Origin of the sequence: Streptomyces atriruber, from assembly GCF_001418325.1 — a bacterium.
Taxonomy (GTDB): domain Bacteria; phylum Actinomycetota; class Actinomycetes; order Streptomycetales; family Streptomycetaceae; genus Streptomyces; species Streptomyces atriruber.
This window is the reverse complement of the sequence record NZ_LIPN01000030.1, coordinates 1-17,679: the sequence shown is the minus strand read 5'-3', so window position 1 is coordinate 17,679 and position 17,679 is coordinate 1. Positions and strand designations below refer to the sequence as shown.

At 72.1% G+C, this 17,679-nt stretch carries 16 protein-coding genes and 1 pseudogene; 9 read left to right on the top strand and 8 right to left on the bottom strand.

Features of this window, described 5'->3' with window-relative positions:
- On the top strand, nt 1-487 hold a 487-nt coding region (locus AOK03_RS03670; protein WP_167355569.1), incomplete at its 5' end, for a spermidine synthase.
- Here the strand turns inward: AOK03_RS03670 and AOK03_RS03665 are convergent.
- The 4 genes from AOK03_RS03665 to AOK03_RS03650 form a co-directional block, all read right to left on the bottom strand.
- The gene (locus AOK03_RS03665) at nt 449-1,777 is read right to left on the bottom strand and encodes an MFS transporter (RefSeq protein WP_055563677.1); all 1,329 of its coding nucleotides are present in this window, start codon (nt 1,775-1,777) and stop codon (nt 449-451) included. The genes AOK03_RS03670 and AOK03_RS03665 overlap by 39 nt on opposite strands.
- 57 nt (nt 1,778-1,834) lie before the next feature.
- Nucleotides 1,835-2,911, bottom strand: a complete 1,077-nt coding sequence (locus tag AOK03_RS03660; RefSeq protein ID WP_055563676.1) for a DUF8017 domain-containing protein — start codon at nt 2,909-2,911, stop codon at nt 1,835-1,837.
- A 128-nt stretch (nt 2,912-3,039) separates the two neighbouring features.
- A complete protein-coding gene (locus tag AOK03_RS03655) occupies nt 3,040-4,071 on the bottom strand; it encodes a DUF8017 domain-containing protein (protein WP_055563675.1) in 1,032 nt (343 codons plus the stop codon).
- 80 nt (nt 4,072-4,151) lie between these two features.
- Entirely contained in the window at nt 4,152-5,159 is a 1,008-nt protein-coding gene (locus AOK03_RS03650) for a DUF8017 domain-containing protein (protein WP_055563674.1), read from the bottom strand.
- A gap of 81 nt (nt 5,160-5,240) precedes the next feature.
- Here AOK03_RS03650 and AOK03_RS03645 point away from each other — a divergent pair, with 81 nt between their 5' ends.
- The 4 genes from AOK03_RS03645 to AOK03_RS03630 all read left to right on the top strand — a co-directional run bounded on the left by AOK03_RS03645 (nt 5,241) and on the right by AOK03_RS03630 (nt 10,889).
- Entirely contained in the window at nt 5,241-5,699 is a 459-nt protein-coding gene (locus AOK03_RS03645; RefSeq protein ID WP_079074451.1) for a DUF4442 domain-containing protein, read from the top strand.
- A gap of 299 nt (nt 5,700-5,998) precedes the next feature.
- On the top strand, nt 5,999-8,485 hold the full coding sequence (locus AOK03_RS03640; protein ID WP_055563672.1) for a beta-glucosidase family protein: 2,487 nt from the start codon (nt 5,999-6,001) through the stop codon (nt 8,483-8,485).
- Nucleotides 8,482-10,134, top strand: coding sequence for a carboxylesterase/lipase family protein (locus AOK03_RS03635; RefSeq protein WP_055563671.1), 1,653 nt, complete (start codon nt 8,482-8,484; stop codon nt 10,132-10,134). Before AOK03_RS03640 ends, AOK03_RS03635 begins: the two co-directional genes overlap by 4 nt.
- Before the next feature lie 86 nt (nt 10,135-10,220).
- The gene (locus tag AOK03_RS03630) at nt 10,221-10,889 is read left to right on the top strand and encodes a DedA family protein (RefSeq protein WP_055563670.1); all 669 of its coding nucleotides are present in this window, start codon (nt 10,221-10,223) and stop codon (nt 10,887-10,889) included.
- A 14-nt stretch (nt 10,890-10,903) separates the two neighbouring features.
- Here the strand turns inward: AOK03_RS03630 and AOK03_RS03625 are convergent, their stop codons facing one another.
- Complete coding sequence (locus AOK03_RS03625; protein WP_055563669.1) at nt 10,904-11,437, bottom strand: gamma carbonic anhydrase family protein; 534 nt, start codon at nt 11,435-11,437, stop codon at nt 10,904-10,906.
- Between the two features lie 154 nt (nt 11,438-11,591).
- Here AOK03_RS03625 and AOK03_RS03620 point away from each other — a divergent pair, with 154 nt between their 5' ends.
- Nucleotides 11,592-12,329 (top strand): acyltransferase, encoded by a 738-nt coding sequence (locus tag AOK03_RS03620; RefSeq protein WP_055563668.1) that lies wholly within the window; start codon nt 11,592-11,594, stop codon nt 12,327-12,329.
- Between the two features lie 15 nt (nt 12,330-12,344).
- Here the strand turns inward: AOK03_RS03620 and AOK03_RS03615 are convergent, their stop codons facing one another.
- The gene (locus tag AOK03_RS03615; protein WP_055563667.1) at nt 12,345-13,223 is read right to left on the bottom strand and encodes a DMT family transporter; all 879 of its coding nucleotides are present in this window, start codon (nt 13,221-13,223) and stop codon (nt 12,345-12,347) included.
- 105 nt (nt 13,224-13,328) lie between these two features.
- Here AOK03_RS03615 and AOK03_RS03610 point away from each other — a divergent pair, with 105 nt between their 5' ends.
- Complete coding sequence (locus AOK03_RS03610) at nt 13,329-13,913, top strand: helix-turn-helix domain-containing protein (protein WP_055563666.1); 585 nt, start codon at nt 13,329-13,331, stop codon at nt 13,911-13,913.
- A gap of 57 nt (nt 13,914-13,970) precedes the next feature.
- Nucleotides 13,971-14,537 carry a YbaK/EbsC family protein gene (locus tag AOK03_RS03605; RefSeq protein ID WP_055563665.1) on the top strand — a complete coding sequence of 189 codons (567 nt, stop codon included), beginning with the start codon at nt 13,971-13,973 and terminating at the stop codon, nt 14,535-14,537.
- Between the two features lie 44 nt (nt 14,538-14,581).
- Here AOK03_RS03605 and AOK03_RS03600 read toward each other — a convergent pair whose 3' ends face one another.
- Nucleotides 14,582-15,754, bottom strand: coding sequence for an acyl-CoA dehydrogenase family protein (locus tag AOK03_RS03600; RefSeq protein ID WP_055563678.1), 1,173 nt, complete (start codon nt 15,752-15,754; stop codon nt 14,582-14,584).
- Nucleotides 15,751-16,954: pseudogene (locus tag AOK03_RS40520) on the bottom strand (CaiB/BaiF CoA transferase family protein). Before AOK03_RS40520 ends, AOK03_RS03600 begins: the two are co-directional and overlap by 4 nt.
- Nucleotides 16,955-17,063: 109 nt before the next feature.
- Here AOK03_RS40520 and AOK03_RS03595 point away from each other — a divergent pair.
- On the top strand, nt 17,064-17,679 hold a 616-nt coding region (locus AOK03_RS03595; protein WP_425264350.1), incomplete at its 3' end, for a TIGR00645 family protein.

The window sequence follows — 17,679 nt, the reverse complement described above, 5'->3', positions numbered from 1 at the left end:
CGCCGTGCACGGCGCGGATGCCAGGGCGTGGCTGGACGCGGTGCCGGACGACAGCGCCGACATCGTCGTCGCCGATGTCTTCGGCGGCTCACGCGTGCCCGCGCACCTCACGACGGTGGCGTACGCGCGAACCGCCGACCGGGTGCTGCGCCCGGGCGGGCACTACACCGCGAACCTCGCCGACGGCGCCCCGTTCGCCTTCCTCCGCTCCCAACTCGCCACGTTCGCCGAGGTCTTCGAGGAGCTCGCGCTGATCGCCGAGCCGTCGGTGCTGCGCGGGCGCCGCTTCGGGAACGCCGTACTGATCGCCGCGCACCGGCCCATCGACATCGCGGCACTGGCCCGCCGCACGGCCTCCGACGTCTTCCCCGCCCGGGTCGAGCACGGCGACGCGCTGCGTCGCTTCATCGGGGACGCGAGGCCGGTACGGGACGAGGACGCGGTCCCCTCACCCGAGCCGCCCGACGGTGCCTTCTCCATCGGATGATGCCTTGGCCGCGGCAGCCAGCGGTGCCTGCTCCGCCGGGGTCGCGGCCGACGCCACGTGCGTCGTGCGCCGGGTCAGGTTGCGTACGTCCGGCACGAAGAGGACGGCCGCCGTCACGATGATCACCAGCGCGGCGCAGCCCCACAGCGACGGGGTCAGGCCGAACGCGGACTCCGCGGGGCCCGCGAGCGCGGTGGCCAGCGGGACCATCGCGATCGAGCCGAACCAGTCGTAGGCGGCGACGCGCGACAGCTTCTCCTCCGGGATCTCCTGGTGCATCGCGGTCATCCAGGAGACGCCGAACACCTCGATCGCCACGCCGCTGACGAACATCACCGCGGCGAGACCGGCGACCGGCAGCGGCACCGCGAGCGCCGCCGAGGGAGCGGCCAGCGGGAAGACACAGAGGGTGCCCGCGAACAGCAGGCGCCGCGGCTTCCACCGCATCATCAGGAACGCCCCGCAGACCGTGCCCGCTCCGAACGCGCCGAGCGCCAGGCCCCACGGCCCCGCGCCGCCCAGCTCGTCGCGCGCCACCAGCGGCCCGAACACCGACTCGGCGGCGCCGACCACCGCCACCACCACCGAGAACTGCGCCACGATCGACCAGAGCCAGGGCCGACCGGTGAACTCGCGCCAGCCGTCCCGCAGGTCGGCGATGAGCCCCTCGCCGGGTGCCCGCTTCGGGATGTGGCTCACATCGAGGAAGCATCGCAGCGCCCCCGCGACCGCGAACGCCGCGGCGTCCACCGCCAGCACCCAGCCGGGACCGATCGCCGCGACCAGCAGACCGCCGAGCGCGGCCCCGCCGAGCCCGGCCCCCTGCATCGCCATGCGGTACAGGGCGAAGGCGCGGCCCACCTGCTCGCCGCTGACCGACGACATCAGCATGCCCTCGGCGGCGGGCCCGAAGAAGGCCTGGCCGACGCCGCCGAGACCGCCGAGCAGCATCATCTGCCACAGCTGGGGCTCGCCCGCGATGACGAGCAGGGCGAAGGCGGCCTGCGACCCGCAGTTGAGGACGTTGGCCGCGACCATCACGTGGTGCCGCGGCAGCCGGTCGGCGATCGCCCCGCCGATGAGCAGGAACAGCACGAGCGGCAGCGTCCGCGCGGCGGCCACGAGCCCGACGTCCCCGCCGTCGCCGCCCGCGTCCAGCACCGCGAACGCCGCCGCGATCAACGCCCCGTGGCTTCCGAGGTTCGTCACGATCGCGGCGGCGGTCAGCAGCGTGTAGTTGCGGCCGGCCCAGGAGGGGCGGCGGCGCGGCGCGGGGGCGGGAGTCGTCACCCCGGGACTATCCCCGGCGGGCGGCCGACTTGCCAAACCGATTCCGGGCGGGCTGCCTCAGGACTCGGGCGTCTCCTCGCTCAGCCGCACCGTGCCGAGGATCTTCTTGACGAGGTCGTCGGAGACCTCCTCCTTGACGCCCTTGGCGCCGTAGAGGGTCCAGGCGACGAACTCGCCGGCGCCGTTCTTGAAGGCGAACGTGGTGGCCTTGCCCTCGGAGTCGCACTTGGCCGACGTGGCGGCACCGGACGTCGTCGACGTGGCGACGCTGCCCTTGATCCCGGCCTTCGTGGTGAAGTCCTCGATCTCGCCGATCTTGATCTTCTTCTTGTCGGCCTTCGTCTGCTCGGTGTAGCCGCCGAAGACCCACCAGGCCGAGTCGTTGCGCGCGACGTCCTTGGTGTTCTTTGCGCCGTTCTGGCCCTTGGTGCCGACCGCGGCGAGCGAGGTGTCGTCGGGCTCGCCGTCCTTGTCGTCGTCGGACGTGCACCACTTGTCCTTGAAGATCGCGGGCGCGGACATGCCGATGATCGTCTTCGCGCCCTCGTCCTTGCGGTCGTCGAAGGCGATGAAGGTGTCCGGCGTCTCGACCTTCCAGTCCGGCGGGACGTCGAAGGCGGTGCCCCACTTCGGGTTCACGACGACCTGCCAGCCGTCGATCATGGGCTTGTTGTCGTCGCCCCCGCCGCGCGCGTTCCCGTCGTCGCTCGCCGACGGGCTCGGCTTCTTCGACGCGGACTTCGAGGGCTTCGCGGGGCCCGCTTCGTCGTTCTTGTCGTCATCGCCGCCGAAGACCAGGAAACCGGTGACACCGGCCGCCACCACCACGGCGAGCGCCGCCACGATGGCGGTGACCTTCGTCTTGTTGCCGCCGCCACCGCCCTGCCCGCCGCCGGCCTGCTGCGGCGGCACGGGCGGCGGCGTCGGAGCCGCCCAGTGCGACTGCTCGGGCTGCGAGTACGCGCCCGGGTGCGGCTGCTGGCCGCCCGGCTGCTGGTAGCCACCCGCAGGCTGCTGCTGGTATCCCGGCTGCTGATACGGGTTCGGCTGCTGGTACCCCGGCTGCTGGTACGGGTTCTGACTCTGGTCCTGCGGGTTCTGCTCGCCCCCGGGCGGCTGATTTTCTGGCCACATGGCCAGTAACCATAGAGGTGCCCGGGACCTGGTGCCATGCGCGCCCCCTGTGGGGCGGGGAGGGAAGGGTGCAGGAATGCGGAGGAGAGTGCGGAGAAGCGGAGGAACACCTCGGGATGAGGGACGCCTCAGGACTCCGTCGGGTCTCCGTGGGTGCGCACCGTGCTGAGGATCTTCATCACCGTCTTCTCCGGTATCTCGTCCTTCACGCCCTTGGCGCCGTAGAGGCTCCAGGCGACGTACTCACCCGCGGCGTTCTTGAAGCCGAAGGTGATCGCCTTGCCGTCCGTGGCGCACTTGCCCTTCTGCGGGGTGTTCGTCGACTGCGCTCGGGCGATGCTGCCCTTGATGCCGGATTTGGTGGTGTACGGCTCCGCCTTCTCGTCGGAGGTGAAGCTCTTCTTGTCCGGCTGGGTGTAGCCGGCGTAGACCCACCACGCGACCTGGTTCACCGCGACCTCGTCGGTGTTCTTCGCGCCGTTGGCGCCCTTCGTGCCCACGGCGGCGAGCTCGTGGTCCTCGGTCCTGCCGTCCTTGTCGTCGTCCGTGACGCACCACTTGGACTTGAGGTACGCGGGCGCCGACATGGTCATCAGCGGCTTGCCGGTCTTGTTGTCCTCGAAGGCGATCGCCGAGCCGGGGTTCTGCACCTCCCACTCGGGCGGCACGTCGAAGGCGGTGCCCCACTTCGGGTTCACCACGACGTGCCAGCCCTTGATGGTCGGCTTCAGTTCGGTGTCCGTGCCGCGCCCGCTGTCGGAGCCGTTGCCCGCCGTGGGGCTCGGCTCCCGTGAGCCGGTCGCGGGGGCGTCGGCCTTGGTGTCCTTGTCGTCATCGCCGCCGAGCACCAGGTACCCGGTCACACCGGCGGCCACGACCACGGCGGCCGCCGTCACGATCGAAATGATCCTGACCTTGTTGCGTCCGCCCCGGTCGCCACCGCCGCTGCCGCCGGTCGGCGCCTGTGGCACCCCCGCCGGTGCGGTCGGGGCGCTCCACTGGCCGTGCTGCCCGGCCGCGGGCTGCTGGTAGGGGCTCGGTGCCTGGTATCCCGGCTGCTGATAGGGATTCGGCTGCTGATACCCCGGCTGCTGGTACGGGTTCTGACTCTGGTCCTGCGAGTTCTGCCCGCCCCCGGGCGGCTGCTGTTCTGGCCACATGGCCGGACACGATACGGGGACCGGACGTACAAGATCACAACGGCCCCGGGTCCGTCGCGAGCCCGGCTTCCCGAAAAGGGTCAGTCCTGGACGGGCTCGTACAGACGCACCGTTGCGAGGATCTTCTCGACCGTGGCGTCCGGAAGTTCGTCCTTCACGCCCTTGGCGCCGTGGAAGGACCAGGAGACGAACCGCCCCTCCTGGTCCTTGAAGGCGAACACCGTGGCCTTGCCGTCCGATGCGCACTTGCCCTGCTTCTCGACACCGGACGAACTCGCCTTCACCAGGCTGCCCTTGACGCCGGACCTGGTGGTGTACGACTCGGTCGGGCCCGTCGTGACCTTCTTCCTGTCCGGCTGCGTGTACACGCCGTAGACCCAGTTGGCCGCGTCGTGGCGCGCGAACTGCCGGGTGCTCTTCATGCCGCGCCCGCCGCGTGTGCCCGCGGCCGCCAGCGGCGTGTCGTCCTTGATGCCGTCCTTGTCGTCGTCGCTCACGCACCACTTCTCCTTGAAGTAGGCGGGGGCCGCGTAGGCGGCGAGGAACGGCGCCGACTCGTCCTCGGCGTCCTTGTTGTCGACGACCCCGCCGGCCCAGTCCCGCGACTCCAGGGACCACTGGGCGGGCACGTCGAAGGCGATGCCGACCTTGGGATTGACGACGACCTTCCAGCCGGGAACCGTCGGCTCGGGCATGCCGTCGCCGGTGCGGGGGTTGGGGGCGTCGGAGGCGGCCGGGTCCGCGGCGGCGCCGGACTTCGCCGGGTCGGGCCCGGCGGTGTCGTCCTTGTCGCCGCCGAGGAGCAGGAAACCGGTGACGCCCGCGGCGACCACGACGGCGCCGGCTGTGACCAGGGCGATCAGCTTGGCGCGGTCGCCGCCGCCCTTGCCGCCGGGCGCCGCTCCCTGCGGGCCCCCGGGCATCGTCGGAGCGTTCCACCGGTCCTGCTGCCCGTACGGATGGGGCTGCTGGTATCCCGGCTGCTGGTACGGGTTCTGTCCCTGTCCGGGCGGCTGTCCCGGCGCCTGGTGCTGCCCTTGGCCCTGCTGGTTCCGCTCGCCCCCGGGCGGCTGCTCTCCATGCCACATGGGCGTCAACCATAGGTGACGGTGATCCACGCGCGGACGGGTCCTGGTCAAGGGTCGCTACTCGTGGGTAACATCGCGGTCATGAGCGCAGACCAGATGTCGATCGGCGAGATGCTCGCCGCCACGGTTCCGATGGCCCGGACCCTGAACCTCGAGTTCCGGGAGACCGCGCCGGACAGGGCCGTGGTCGCCCTGCCCGACCAGAGCGACTACCACAACCACGTCGGCGGGCCGCACGCCGGTGCCATGTTCACGCTGGGCGAGTCCGCGAGTGGGGCCATCGTCCTCGCCGCGTTCGGCGCGGAGCTTTCGCGGGCGGTCCCGCTCGCCGTCAGCGCCGAGATCGCGTACAAGAAGCTGGCCATGGGCCCCGTTACGGCGACGGCGACCCTCGGCCGTCCGGTCACCGACGTGATCGCCGAACTGGACGCGGGCGAGCGCCCCGAGTTCCCCGTCGCCATCGAGATCCGGCGCGAGGACGGCGCCGTCACCGGCGAGATGACGGTGGTGTGGACGCTGCGCCCCAACAACCCCAGCTGAATTCCCGAACGGGTGAGCTCAGGCCCGTGGTTGTGTCCCCCGGACGCAACCACGGGCCTGACGTCGTTCGGTGGCGACCGGCGGCCGCTGCTCGCCGATCGCTTCTTGTTCAACTTATTGACACGAGTCATCCTCGGTCATAGTTTTCCCGCCGCCCCTCGTGGTGTCTAACGGCGCGTCAAGTCCTTCTGTCGCATAGTGCGTTCAAAGGGCGAACGGCGACCCGCCATTGGCACGTGTACACGCTTCGTTTTGCACAGTCGTGTTCGCGCACCAGACACAGAAGGAAGTGACGGCTCATGTCCGACTCCGTGTCCCGGCGGTCAGCCCTCAGGCTGGTCGGCGGTGCGATCACCGTGGCCGCCGCGGCCACCACCGGCGTGGCGGTTCCCTCGCACGCGGCCGCCCGGTCCAGACAGGGCCCCGACGCGGGCCCCCGCGTCGAGTCCCTCATCGGCAGACTCACCCTCGACGAGAAGATCTCCCTGCTGCACGGCGCGACCGACCCCAAGGGGCTCGGCCAGGCGGGTTACGTTCCCGGAGTGCCGCGGCTCGGCATCCCCGCCCTGCGGCTCGCCGACGGGCCCGCGGGCGTCCGCGTCGCGGCCCGTGCCACCGCCCTGCCCGCCCCCGTCCTGCTCGCCTCCGCCTTCGACCCGGCCCTCGCCCGGCGCTATGGCCGGGTCATCGGCCGTGAAGGACGCGCCCTCGGGCAGGACGTGCTCCTGTCGCCGATGGTCAACCTCATCCGCACCCCGTACGCGGGCCGCAACTTCGAGACCTTCGGCGAGGATCCGCTGCTCGCCGCCGACCTGGTGTCCGCGGAGATCAAGGGCATCCAGGGCGAGGGACTCATCGCCACCGTCAAGCACTTCGCCCTGAACAACCAGGAGAAGGACCGCATGTCCATCGACGTGCGGGCCGACGAGCGCACCATGCACGAGACGGAGCTGCGGGGGTTCGAGGCGGCCGCCGCCGCGGGCACCGGCGCCGTCATGGGCGCGTACAACAAGGTCAACGGCACCTTCGCCTGCGAGAACAGGACCCTGCTCAGCGACATCCTGCGCGAGCGCTGGGGCTTCGAGGGGTGGGTGATGACCGACTGGTTCGCGCAGCACAGCACCGTCGCCGCCCTCGCCGCCGGGCTCGACATGGAGATGCCCGACGACACCTACTTCGGCGCCGCCCTGAAGAAGGCCGTCAAGAACGGCAGCGTTCCCGAGCCGCAGGTCGACCGCTCCGTCCGCCGGATCCTCGGCGTCATGGAACGGTTCGGGCTGCTCGACAAGAGCGCGCCGCCGCGTCCCGGGCGCGACCCGCGGGCCGGGGCGGCGGTCGCCCTCGACGTCGCCAAGGCGGGCGCCACCCTGCTGCGCAACGCCCACGGGGCCCTGCCGCTGAGGGGCCGCGCCGCCCGCGACATCGCCGTCATCGGGCCCACCGGCCGCTACCCCTTCGTCAGCGGCGGCGGCAGCGCCCATGTCGTCCCCGACCACGCGGACAGCCCGCTCGACGCCATCACCGACCGGGCCGGACGCGGCGCCGACGTCACGTACGCGCTGGGCGAGGACCTCTACGGCAAGGCGATCCCGCGGCGCGAGCTCAGCCCCGGCCTCGACACCGAGGGCCAGCGGGTCGCCGCGGGCAAGGAGTGGACGTACGAAGGGACGCTCACACCGCAGGAGCCGGACGAGTGGACGCTCGTCATCCACTACTCCGGCGAGCGGCCCGAGGTGGAGCTGGACGGCGTCGAGCTCTATCCGACGCAGCCGGGCGTCGGCGAGTTCTTCTCCGGCGGCCTCGTCTCCACCGCGCCGGACGGGCTGAACGTCCGGCGTGCGACGCTGCCCCTCGGCCCTGCCGGGCACCGGCTGCGGATCAGGGCCAAGGGCGGCGACCGGGGCCAGACGTTCCGGCTGCGCCGCGTCACCGGCGCCACCCGCACGGCCGATGTCGCCGAAGCCGTGCGTGCGGCGCGCGGCGCGCACAGCGTCGTCCTCTTCGCGTACGAGGACGCGACCGAGGGCCAGGACCGCACGACCGTCGCGCTCCCCGGCCACCAGGAGGCCCTGATCAGGGCGGTGACCGGCGCCAACCCCCGCACCACCGTGGTCCTGAACACGTCGTCGGCCACTTCCATGCCGTGGCTGGAGCGGACCGCCGCCGTGCTGCAGATGTACTACCCGGGCCAGGAGGGCGCGGCCGCCACCGCGGCCGTCCTGTTCGGCGACTGCGACCCGGGCGGTCGGCTCACCCAGTCCTTCCCGGTGGACGACGACCACCACCCGATGGCGGGGAACCCGCTCCGCTATCCGGGGGCGAACGGCGTCGAGGAGTACTCCGAGGGCGTCCTCGTCGGCTACCGCTGGTACGACGCCGAAGGGGTGCGGCCGCTCTTCCCCTTCGGGCACGGGCTCTCGTACACCACCTTCGCCTACCAGGACCTGACGGTCCGCCGGGTGGGCCGGGGCCTGGACGTCGGCTTCACCGTGCGCAACACCGGCAGGCGGGACGGCATCACCGTCGCCCAGGTGTACGTCGGTCCTTCACCCGACCTGGCGATGGCTCAGGCCGAGCGGGTGCTCGGCGGCTACGAGCGGCTCGCGCTGCGCGCCGGGCAGGGACGGCGCGTCACCGTCCACGTCGACCGCAGGACCCTGTCGGCGTGGGACGCCGAGCGCCACGACTGGGTGCTCGGCAGCGGTCGGCGGACCATCCAAGTGGGCACGTCCGCGAGCAAGTTGCTCCTTTCCGCGCACGCCGTCGTCAAGGGGGCCGGTTCATGAAGCGGTGCAGGAGAGGGACGGGCGGCAAGCGCGGGCGGATACGCCGTGCCGCCTCGGTCGTCGCCGTCATGGCGGCCGCCGCCGCGGCCTCGCTCGTGCCGCTCCCGGCGCAGGCCGCGGACCGTCCGGCCGCCGCGGACGGCACGCTGGTGCGCACCGATGCGGGCTGGGTGCGCGGGGCATCGACCGGCGAGGGGCGGCAGTTCCTCGGCATCCCCTATGCGCGGCAGCCGGTCGGTAGCCTGCGCTGGAAGGAACCCCGCCCCGCGAAGCCCTGGGACGGGGTGCGTCGGGCGACCGGCTTCGGCAACCGCTGCGTGCAGAGCGCCAGTTGGGACCCGGGATACGAGAATCCCAGCCACACCGAGGACTGCCTCGACCTCAACGTCTATGCGCCCAGGGGGCACGCCGAGCGACAGCGCCCCGTGATGGTGTGGCTGCACGGCGGCGGGCTCACCGCCGGAGCGGGCGAGGACATCGTGCCCGACTCCTTCGCCCGCAGCACCGGCACCGTCGTCGTGACCGTCAACTACCGCCTCGGAGCCATGGGGTTCCTCGCCGCCGCGGGTCTGGACGACGAGGCGTCCGACGGCGTGTCCGGCAACTACGGACTGCTCGACCAGCAGGCCGCGCTGCGCTGGGTGCGGGCCAACATCGGCCGGTTCGGCGGCGATGCGGACCGCGTCACCATCGCGGGTGAATCCGCGGGCGGCCGCTCCGTCTGCACCCTGCTCGCCTCGCCCACCACCCGCGGCCTGTACCACGCGGGCATCGTGGAGAGCGGTGCGTACGGCGGCTGCGCGGCCCGCGAGCGTGCTTCGGCGGCCCGTGACGGCGCGGCCTTCGCGAAGAAGGCGGGGTGCCCCGACCCGGCGACCGCCCTCGCCTGCCTGCGGCGGAAGCCGGCGCGGGACATCCTCGCCGCGCAGGCCGGCTTCGACTGGGGTCCGGTCGTCGGCGGCGCCTTCCTGCCGGTGCAGCCCGAGGAGGCGTACGAGAAGGGGAGCGCGTCCCGCGTGCCCGTGCTCAACGGCGCGAACAGCGACGAGGGAAACCTCTTCGCCTTCGCCCGGTTCGACGGCGCCGGTGCCCCGCTCACCGCCGAGCAGTACCCCGCGGCGGTCACCGACGCGTACGGCCCCGACCTGGGCGGCCGCGTCCTGAAGGCGTATCCCCTCGCGGAGCACGCCTCACCGACGCACGCGTTCGGCGCGGCGGCCGGGGACCGGATGTTCGCCTGCACGGCCCTGCGCATGAACACCGCCCTCGCGCACCGCGGGCCCGTCTACGCCTACGAGTTCGCGGACCGCACCTCACCGCCCTTCGCGTCGCTCCGCGCACTGGACACCGACTTCGACTTCGGCGCGACCCACGTCAACGAAGTCCAGTACCTCTTCAAACACTTCGGTCTGGCCTCACCGCTGAACGCCGAGCAGCGGGCGCTCGCCCGGCAGATGGTCCAGTACTGGGGATCCTTCGTCCGCACCGGCGTGCCGCGCGCCGACGGCGGGCCCGCCGCCCCCGACCAGCGCACCCGCCCGGGGCGGCTGCTCTCCCTGCGCACCGCGTCCGCGGGCGGCACCGGCATCAGCGCCACGGTGCACGACGCACACCGGTGCGACCTCTGGGACGCCGTTCCGGCCGGGTGACCCCGTCCGGGTAGGCTGCCCGGCGTGCGCGGCCGAGCAGGCGCGCACGCCGGGCACACACACTTTTGACACGGGAGGAACCGGCGTTGCACGTCCAGGAGTGGCTGGAGCACGTACCAGCCGTCAGCATCTACGCGCTGGTGGGCCTCGTCATCGGCCTTGAGAGTCTGGGCATTCCGCTGCCCGGCGAGATCGTCCTGGTCTCCGCGGCGCTCCTCTCCTCCCAGCACGGTGACATCAACCCGGTGATCCTCGGGGCGTGCGCCACCGCGGGCGCCATCATCGGCGACTCCATCGGGTACGCCATCGGACGCAAGGGCGGGCGACCCCTCCTGGCCTGGCTGGAACGCAAGTTCCCCAAGCACTTCGGTGCCGCGAACGTGGCGACCGCCGAGCGGTCCTTCCAGAAGTGGGGCATGTGGGCGGTCTTCTTCGGCCGCTTCATCGCCCTCCTGCGCATCTTCGCGGGCCCGCTCGCGGGTGTCCTGCGCATGCCGTACTGGAAGTTCCTGATCGCCAACGTCCTCGGCGGCATCATCTGGGCGGGCGGCACCACCGCCGTCATCTACTACATCGGCGTGGTCGCCGAGGACTGGCTGAAGCGGTTCTCGTACGTGGGACTGGGCATCGCCGTGCTCATCGGCGTCGGTTCGATGCTGTTCGTCAAGCACCGGGCCAAGAAGGTGGCGGCGGAGGCGGAGGCGGAGGCGGCAGGGACCCCGGTGGCCGAGCCGCAGCCCGTCCCCGCCGACTGAACCGCTCCCCCCGGTCAGCCCGCCGCGTGCGCGTCGCGGTGGGCCTTGGCCAGCTCGACGTAGAACGTGCCGTTCAGGGAGACGCCCTCGCGCTCCTCGTCGGTGAGCGGCCTGCGCACCTTGGCAGGCACCCCCGCGACGAGTGAGCCCGGGGGCACCCGCATGCCCTGGGGCACCAAGGCCTGGGCGGCCACCAGCGAACCGGTGCCGATCACCGCGCCGTTCAGGACGGTGGCGCCCATGCCGATCAAGGAGTCGTCCTCGACGGTGCAGCCGTGCAGGACGGCGTTGTGGCCGACCGAGACGCGCTCCCCGATCGTGATGGGGAAGCCCGGGTCGACGTGGAGGCTGCAGTTGTCCTGGATGTTGCTGTCGGCGCCCACGACGATGGGCCCGCAGTCGGCGCGCAGCACCGCGCCGTACCAGGCGCTCGCCCCGGCCTGCAGGGTCACCTCACCGATCACGACGGACGTCGGCGCGGTGAAAGCGTCCTGATCGATCTTCGGGTCCTTGCCGCCGATGCCGGTGATGAGTGCCTCGTGGCCCATCGACTCGCTCCCTCTTCCGTACGTCTGTGTGGACGTCTGTCTCGCGTCGCGCCTGACGGCACCGTACGGGACGGGGGAGCGCACGCGGCCGTGTGGGGTGAAGATCACAGGCCAGGGGCCTGCGGGACCCCGTGGCGCTGAGTACCGTGAGCCCGTGCCGAAGAACAGGAACACGTTCTCATCCCTTGCCGCCGCACCGCGCCGGCTCGCGCAGCGCGCCGTCCACGCGGGCTGGGAGTGGGTGCAGCGCACGGGCGCGGTGACCGCCGCGCACCCCGGGCGGCTGCGGTTCGGCGCCATCGGCGAGGGTACGAAGCTCGCCTTTCCGCAGGGCACGGTCTTCGGCGAGCCGTGGATCAGGATCGGCGACCACTGCATCGTGGGCCAGCACGTCACGCTCACCGCGGGACTGATGCCGGACCTCGACCTCGGACCCGACCCGATCCTGCGCATCGGCAACGGCGTCGTGCTCGGCCGCGGCAGCCACGTCATCGCGGACACGACGGTCTCGATCGGCGACGACTGCTACTTCGGCCCCTATGTGTACGTGACGTCCACCAACCACTCCTACGACGACCCGCACACGCCGATCGGCAAGCAGTGGCCGCGCATGGATCCGGTGGAGATCGGGCCCGGCTGCTGGATCGGGACGGGCGCGGTGATCCTGCCGGGGGCGCGGATCGGCCGCAACGTGGTGGTCGCCGCGGGCGCGGTCGTCCGGGGCGAGGTGCCCGACCGTGCCGTGGTGGCCGGGGCGCCCGCGCGGGTCGTGCGCACCTGGGACGCCGAGCAGGGGTGGCAGCCGCCCTTGCGCACGCCTGCGCCGGTGCCGATCCCCGACGGGGTCACACCGGAACAACTCATCGCCCTGGGCGAGTTGGGCGAGGTCTGAGAGGGGGCGACCGCCTCAGCTCGCCAGCAGGACCGTGCCCACCAGGGCCAGCCCCGCGCCCGCCGCCTGCACCCCGCGCAGACGTTCCTTCAGGACGGCCCGTGCCGCCAGCGCCGTCACCACCGGATAGACCGAGGAGAGGACCGCGGCGACGGTGACCGGGCCGTTCTGCGCGGCCACCGAGTACGTGCCGTTGGCGGCGACGTCCGCCAGGCCGACGAAGGCGAGGGCCGGAAGCGCGGCCCACACGACGCCCATGCCGCCCCCTGCCGCCCTGGAGACTTCGGGCAGCGCCCGGCCGCCGCGCCGCACGGAGACGTACAGCGCGGTGCCGCCCGCCGCCACGTTCGTCACGCGCTGCACGAAGAGCGCGAGGAACAGTCCGGTCAGATTGCTCGATGCCTCGGCGATCAGCGCCATCACGCCGCCGAAGCCGAACGCGGCGAGCAGGGTGAGCAGGACCGCCTGCCGCTGCACGGGGGCGCCGCGCAGCTCGGGCCCGCCCGCGAGCAGGATGCCCACGACCGCGACGGTGATGCCCGCGAACTGGGCGAGGCCCGGCCGCTCGCCCAGCAGGAGCCCGACGCCGACCGGCACGGCGACGCCGAGCGAGCCGAGCGGCGAGACGACGCCCATCGGGCCGAGGGCGAGGGCCTTGTAGAAGGCGAGCATCGCGACGGGGCCGACGAGGCCCGCGGCCACCGCGAACCACAGCTGGGGTCCCCACTCGGTCCATCCGCCGGTCGCGACCACGATCGCGCCGAGCACCAGCACCGCGACCGTCTGGGAGGCCACCACCACGGTGAGGGCGGGGATGCGCCGCGTCAGCAGTCCGCCGCCGAAGTCGGCGAGGCCCCACAGGAGGCTGGTGGCCAGGGCGAACAGTGCGGTCATCGAGGGGCCTCGCAGTACAGTGTGTTGAACCATCTGGGCTTATCAGGTGCACCACACCGTAGTTCAGTATCGTGAACTCTGTCATCCAGAATATTGGACGGGAATGTGTCGGACCTCGACCAGCTGACCCAGTCGCTCGCCCGCAACCTCAAGCGCTGGCGCAACGAGAGGGGCTTCACCCTCGACGCGCTCGCCGCCCGCGCGGGCGTCAGCCGCGGCATGATCATCCAGATCGAGCAGGCCAGGACCAACCCCAGCGTGGGCATCACCGTGAAGCTCGCGGACGCGCTGGGCGTCAGCATCACCACGCTCCTCGACTACGAACAGGGGCCGCACGTCCGGCTCGTGCCGCCGGAGCAGGCGGTCCGCATGTGGTCCACGGAAGCGGGCAGCAGCACGACGCTCCTCGTGGGCGCCGAGGCGCGCGGCCCCTTCGAGCTGTGGTCCTGGCACCTCATGCCGGGCGAGGGCAGCGACTCCGACGCGCATCCGCCGGGCACCATCGAGCTCCTGCACGTCGCGCGGGGCGAACTGACGCTCGTCGTGGACGGCGCCGAGCACGTCGTCGCCGCCGGGACGGCCGCCACCTTCGAGGCCAACGTGCAGCACGGCTACCACAACAAGGGCGCCGAGCCCGTCGAGATGACGATGTCCGTCTCGGTGCCACCGGCGCACGCGGGCTCCTACTGACGACGGCCGGGGGGAACGGACGCACCACCGCCCGCCGACGGCTGTTAGCGTGCCGCCATGCGTGCTCCCTTCGGTGAATTCGACGTCGTCAGCCCCGCCCCCGAAGCTCTCGACCTGCTGGTGCCGCCCGTCGCGGAGGCCGTGCGCGGCTGGCGCGGCCCCGTCCCGGCCGACGACCTGATCCACGTCGACACCGACCCGCGGTGGGCCGACACCGCCACGTTCGTGGAGCACTACGGCCCCGGGCTGCTCGACCGGTCCGCCAACTGTGTGGTCGTCGCGGGCAAGCGCGGCGGCGAGACCACGCTCGCCGCGTGCCTCGTGCCGTCCGGGGCGCGCGTCGACGTGAACGGCGTCGTGCGCCGCCAACTCGGCGCGCGCAAGGCCTCGTTCGCGCCGATGGACACGGCCACGGGGGAGACCGGCATGGAGTACGGCGGCATCACGCCGATCGGGCTGCCCGCCGCGTGGCCGCTGCTGGTCGACGCCGCCGTGGCCGATCTGCCGTACGTCCTGGTGGGCAGCGGCAGCAGGCGCGGCAAACTCATCGTGCCGGGCAAGGCGTTCGCCGGGCTGCCGAACGCGGTCGTACTCGAAGGGCTCGGCGTCCCCGCCGACGGCTGACGGTCACCGCACGCGCGGCACGGATCACGGGTCCGTGCCGCCGCTCACAGATCCGTTCCGCCGCGCGCCACGAGCTGCCGGGCGATCACCGTGCGCTGGATCTCGTTGGTGCCCTCGCCGACGACCATCAACGGCGCGTCACGGAAGTAGCGTTCGACGTCGAACTCCGTCGAATAGCCGTGGCCGCCGTGGATGCGGATCGCGTCCAGGGTGATCCGCACCGCCGTCTCCGACGCGAAGAGCTTGGCCATCCCCGCCTCCATGTCCACCCGCCGCCCCGCGTCGGCCTCGCGGGCCGCGTGCAGGGTCAGCTGGCGGGCCGCCGTGAGCGAAGTGGCCATGTCCGCGAGGTAGTTGCCGACGGACTGGTGCTGCCAGATCGGCACGCCGAACGACTCGCGCTCCTGGGCGTAGCGCAGCGCGTCCTCGAACGCGGCGCGGGCCACCCCCAGCGCACGGGCCGCGACCTGCAGCCGCCCCGTCTCCAGGCCCTTCATCATCTGCCCGAACCCCTTGCCCTCGACGCCGCCGAGGAGGGCGTCGGCCGGGGCGCGGTAGCCGTCGAAGGACAGCTCGCAGCTCTCCACGCCCTTGTAGCCGAGCTTCGGCAGATCGCGCGAGACCGTCAGTCCCGGGCCGTGTTCGGCGAGCAGCACCGAGATGCCGCGGTGCCGGGGCTCGGCGTCCGGGTCGGTCTTGCAGAGCAGCGCGATCAGCCCGGAGCGCCGGGAGTTGGTGATCCAGGTCTTCGCGCCGTCGACGACGTAACCGCCGCTCTCCTCGTCGCGGCGCGCGACCGTGCGCAGCGCCTGCAGGTCCGAGCCGCCGCCCGGTTCGGTCAGGGCCATCGTGGCCCGCACCTCGCCGGTGGCCATGCGGGGCAGCCAGCGCCGCCGCTGCTCGGGGGTGCCGAAGTGCAGGAGCAGCTTCGCGACGACCGTGTGGCCGCCCATCGCGCCCGCCAGGCTCATCCAGCCCCGGGCCAGCTCTTCGGTGACCAGGACGTAGCAGGGGGTGGAGACGGGGGTCCCGCCGAACTCCGCGGGAACGGCGAGGCCGAAGACGCCCAGTTCCTTCATCCCCTCGATCTGGGCCCCGGGATAGGTGTCGGAGTGCTCCAACTCCCTCGCGACCGGCCTGACCTCGCGGTCCACGAAGTCGCGGACGGTGGTGACCACCAGCTGCTCCTCCGGCGAGAGGGCGTCCAGGGAGCTCACCGGCAGACCCCCTCCGCGCGCAGCCGGGCGACGTCGGCCGGGCCGTGGCCCAGCTCCGCGAGGATCGCGTCGGTGTGCTCGCCCGCGTCCGGCACCGGGTCCATGCGCGGGGCGACGCCCGAGAGGACGGCCGGGGGGCAGCAGGGCCTGGACGGGCTCGGGCGTGCCCGGGACGCGGATGTCCCGCCAGCGTCCGCGTTCGGTGAGCACCGGGTGGGCCAGGAACTCGTGGACCGAGTTGACCCCCGCGTTGGCGATGCCCGTCCGGTCGAGCAGCTGCATCGCCGCGTCGCTGTCGAGCTCCGCGAAGCGCGCGGAGATGATCGCGTCCAGGGCGTCGCGGTGCGCCACACGGTCGGATCCGGTGGCGAAGCGCGGATCGTCGGCCAGCTCGGGCCGGCCGATGAACTCACGGCACAGGGCGGCCCATTCGCGCTCGTTCTGCACCGAAAGGAGTACGTCCTTGCCGTCGGAGGCCGTGAACGGACCGTACGGCGCGACCGTCGCGTGCCGGGCGCCGACGCGGGGCGGCTGGGTGCCGCCGTACCGCGTGTAGTAGGCGGGCTGCCCCATCCACTCGGCGAGCGCGTCGAAGAGGGACACCTCGACGGTGGGGGCCCGCCCCGTCGTCGCCCGCGTGTACAGCGCCGACAGGATGCCGCTGTACGCGTACATCCCCCCGGCGATGTCGGCGACGGAGATCCCCGCGCGCGCTGCCTCGTCCGGCGTGCCGGTGAGCTGGAGCAGCCCGGTCTGGCACTGCACGAGCAGGTCGTACGCCTTGCGGTCGGCCCAGGGCCCGTCCGTGCCGTAGCCGCTGACGGTGCACGTGATCAGGGACGGGTGGCGCTCCTGCAGCTCCTCGGCGCCGAGCCCCAGCCGGTCGGCGGCGCCCGGGGCGAGGTTCTGCACGAACACATCGGCTCCCGCGAGGAGTTCCGCCAGGATCGCCAGGCCCCGATCCGACTTCAGGTCCAGGGTGAGCGACTCCTTGGACCGGTTGAGCCAGACGAAATAGCTGGCCTGCCCCCGCACGGTGGTGTCGTACCGCCGTGCGAAATCGCCGCCCCCGGGCCGCTCGACCTTGATGACCCTGGCCCCGAGGTCGGCGAGCTGCCGAGTGGCGAAAGGGGCGGCGACGGCCTGCTCGAGGCTGACGACGGTGATGCCGTCGAGGGGCAGAGGAAAGGGAGGTGACATGCGACGTTCCTGTCCGACTGGATTTCTATTAACCCCAACGGGTGGCTCGAATTCAGATTGTCGGTCGCGGACCACAAGAATGATGAGCCTCACGGCCGTTGGAGGTCTCGTGTCCCGCTCCACCTCGTCCCCCTCGAACATGACCACCCTGGGGTGTGCCCTCTTCGCGACCCGTTGGCTCCAAGCGCCCTTGTATTTCGGCCTGGTGGCCGCGCAGGGCGTGTACGTCTACAAGTTCTTCAACGAGTTGTGGCACCTCATCCATCACGTCATCAGCGGGCACGCGGACGAGACGCACGTGATGCTCGCCGTCCTCAAGCTCGTCGATGTGGTGATGATCGCCAATCTGCTGATCATGGTGATCGTCGGGGGGTACGAGACCTTCGTCTCGCGGATCGGACTGCAGGGCCACCGGGACCAGCCCGAGTGGCTTTCGCACGTCAATTCCAACGTGCTGAAGGTCAAACTGGCCACCGCCATCGTGGGGATCTCGTCGGTGCATCTGCTCCAGATGTTCGTCGACGTGCACCACACGCCCCGGCACGACCTGATGTGGGGGACGGTCATCCACATGGCGTTCATCGCCTCCGCGGCCATCCTCGCCTACATGTCCGGGCCCATGGCGGCCCACGAGGCGAAGGCCCGCGCGGCGAAGGATCACGCGCAGGCCGTGGCCCTCCCCGAGCAGCGGGACGGCAGGGCGGCCGGGGGCGGCGGGGCGGACG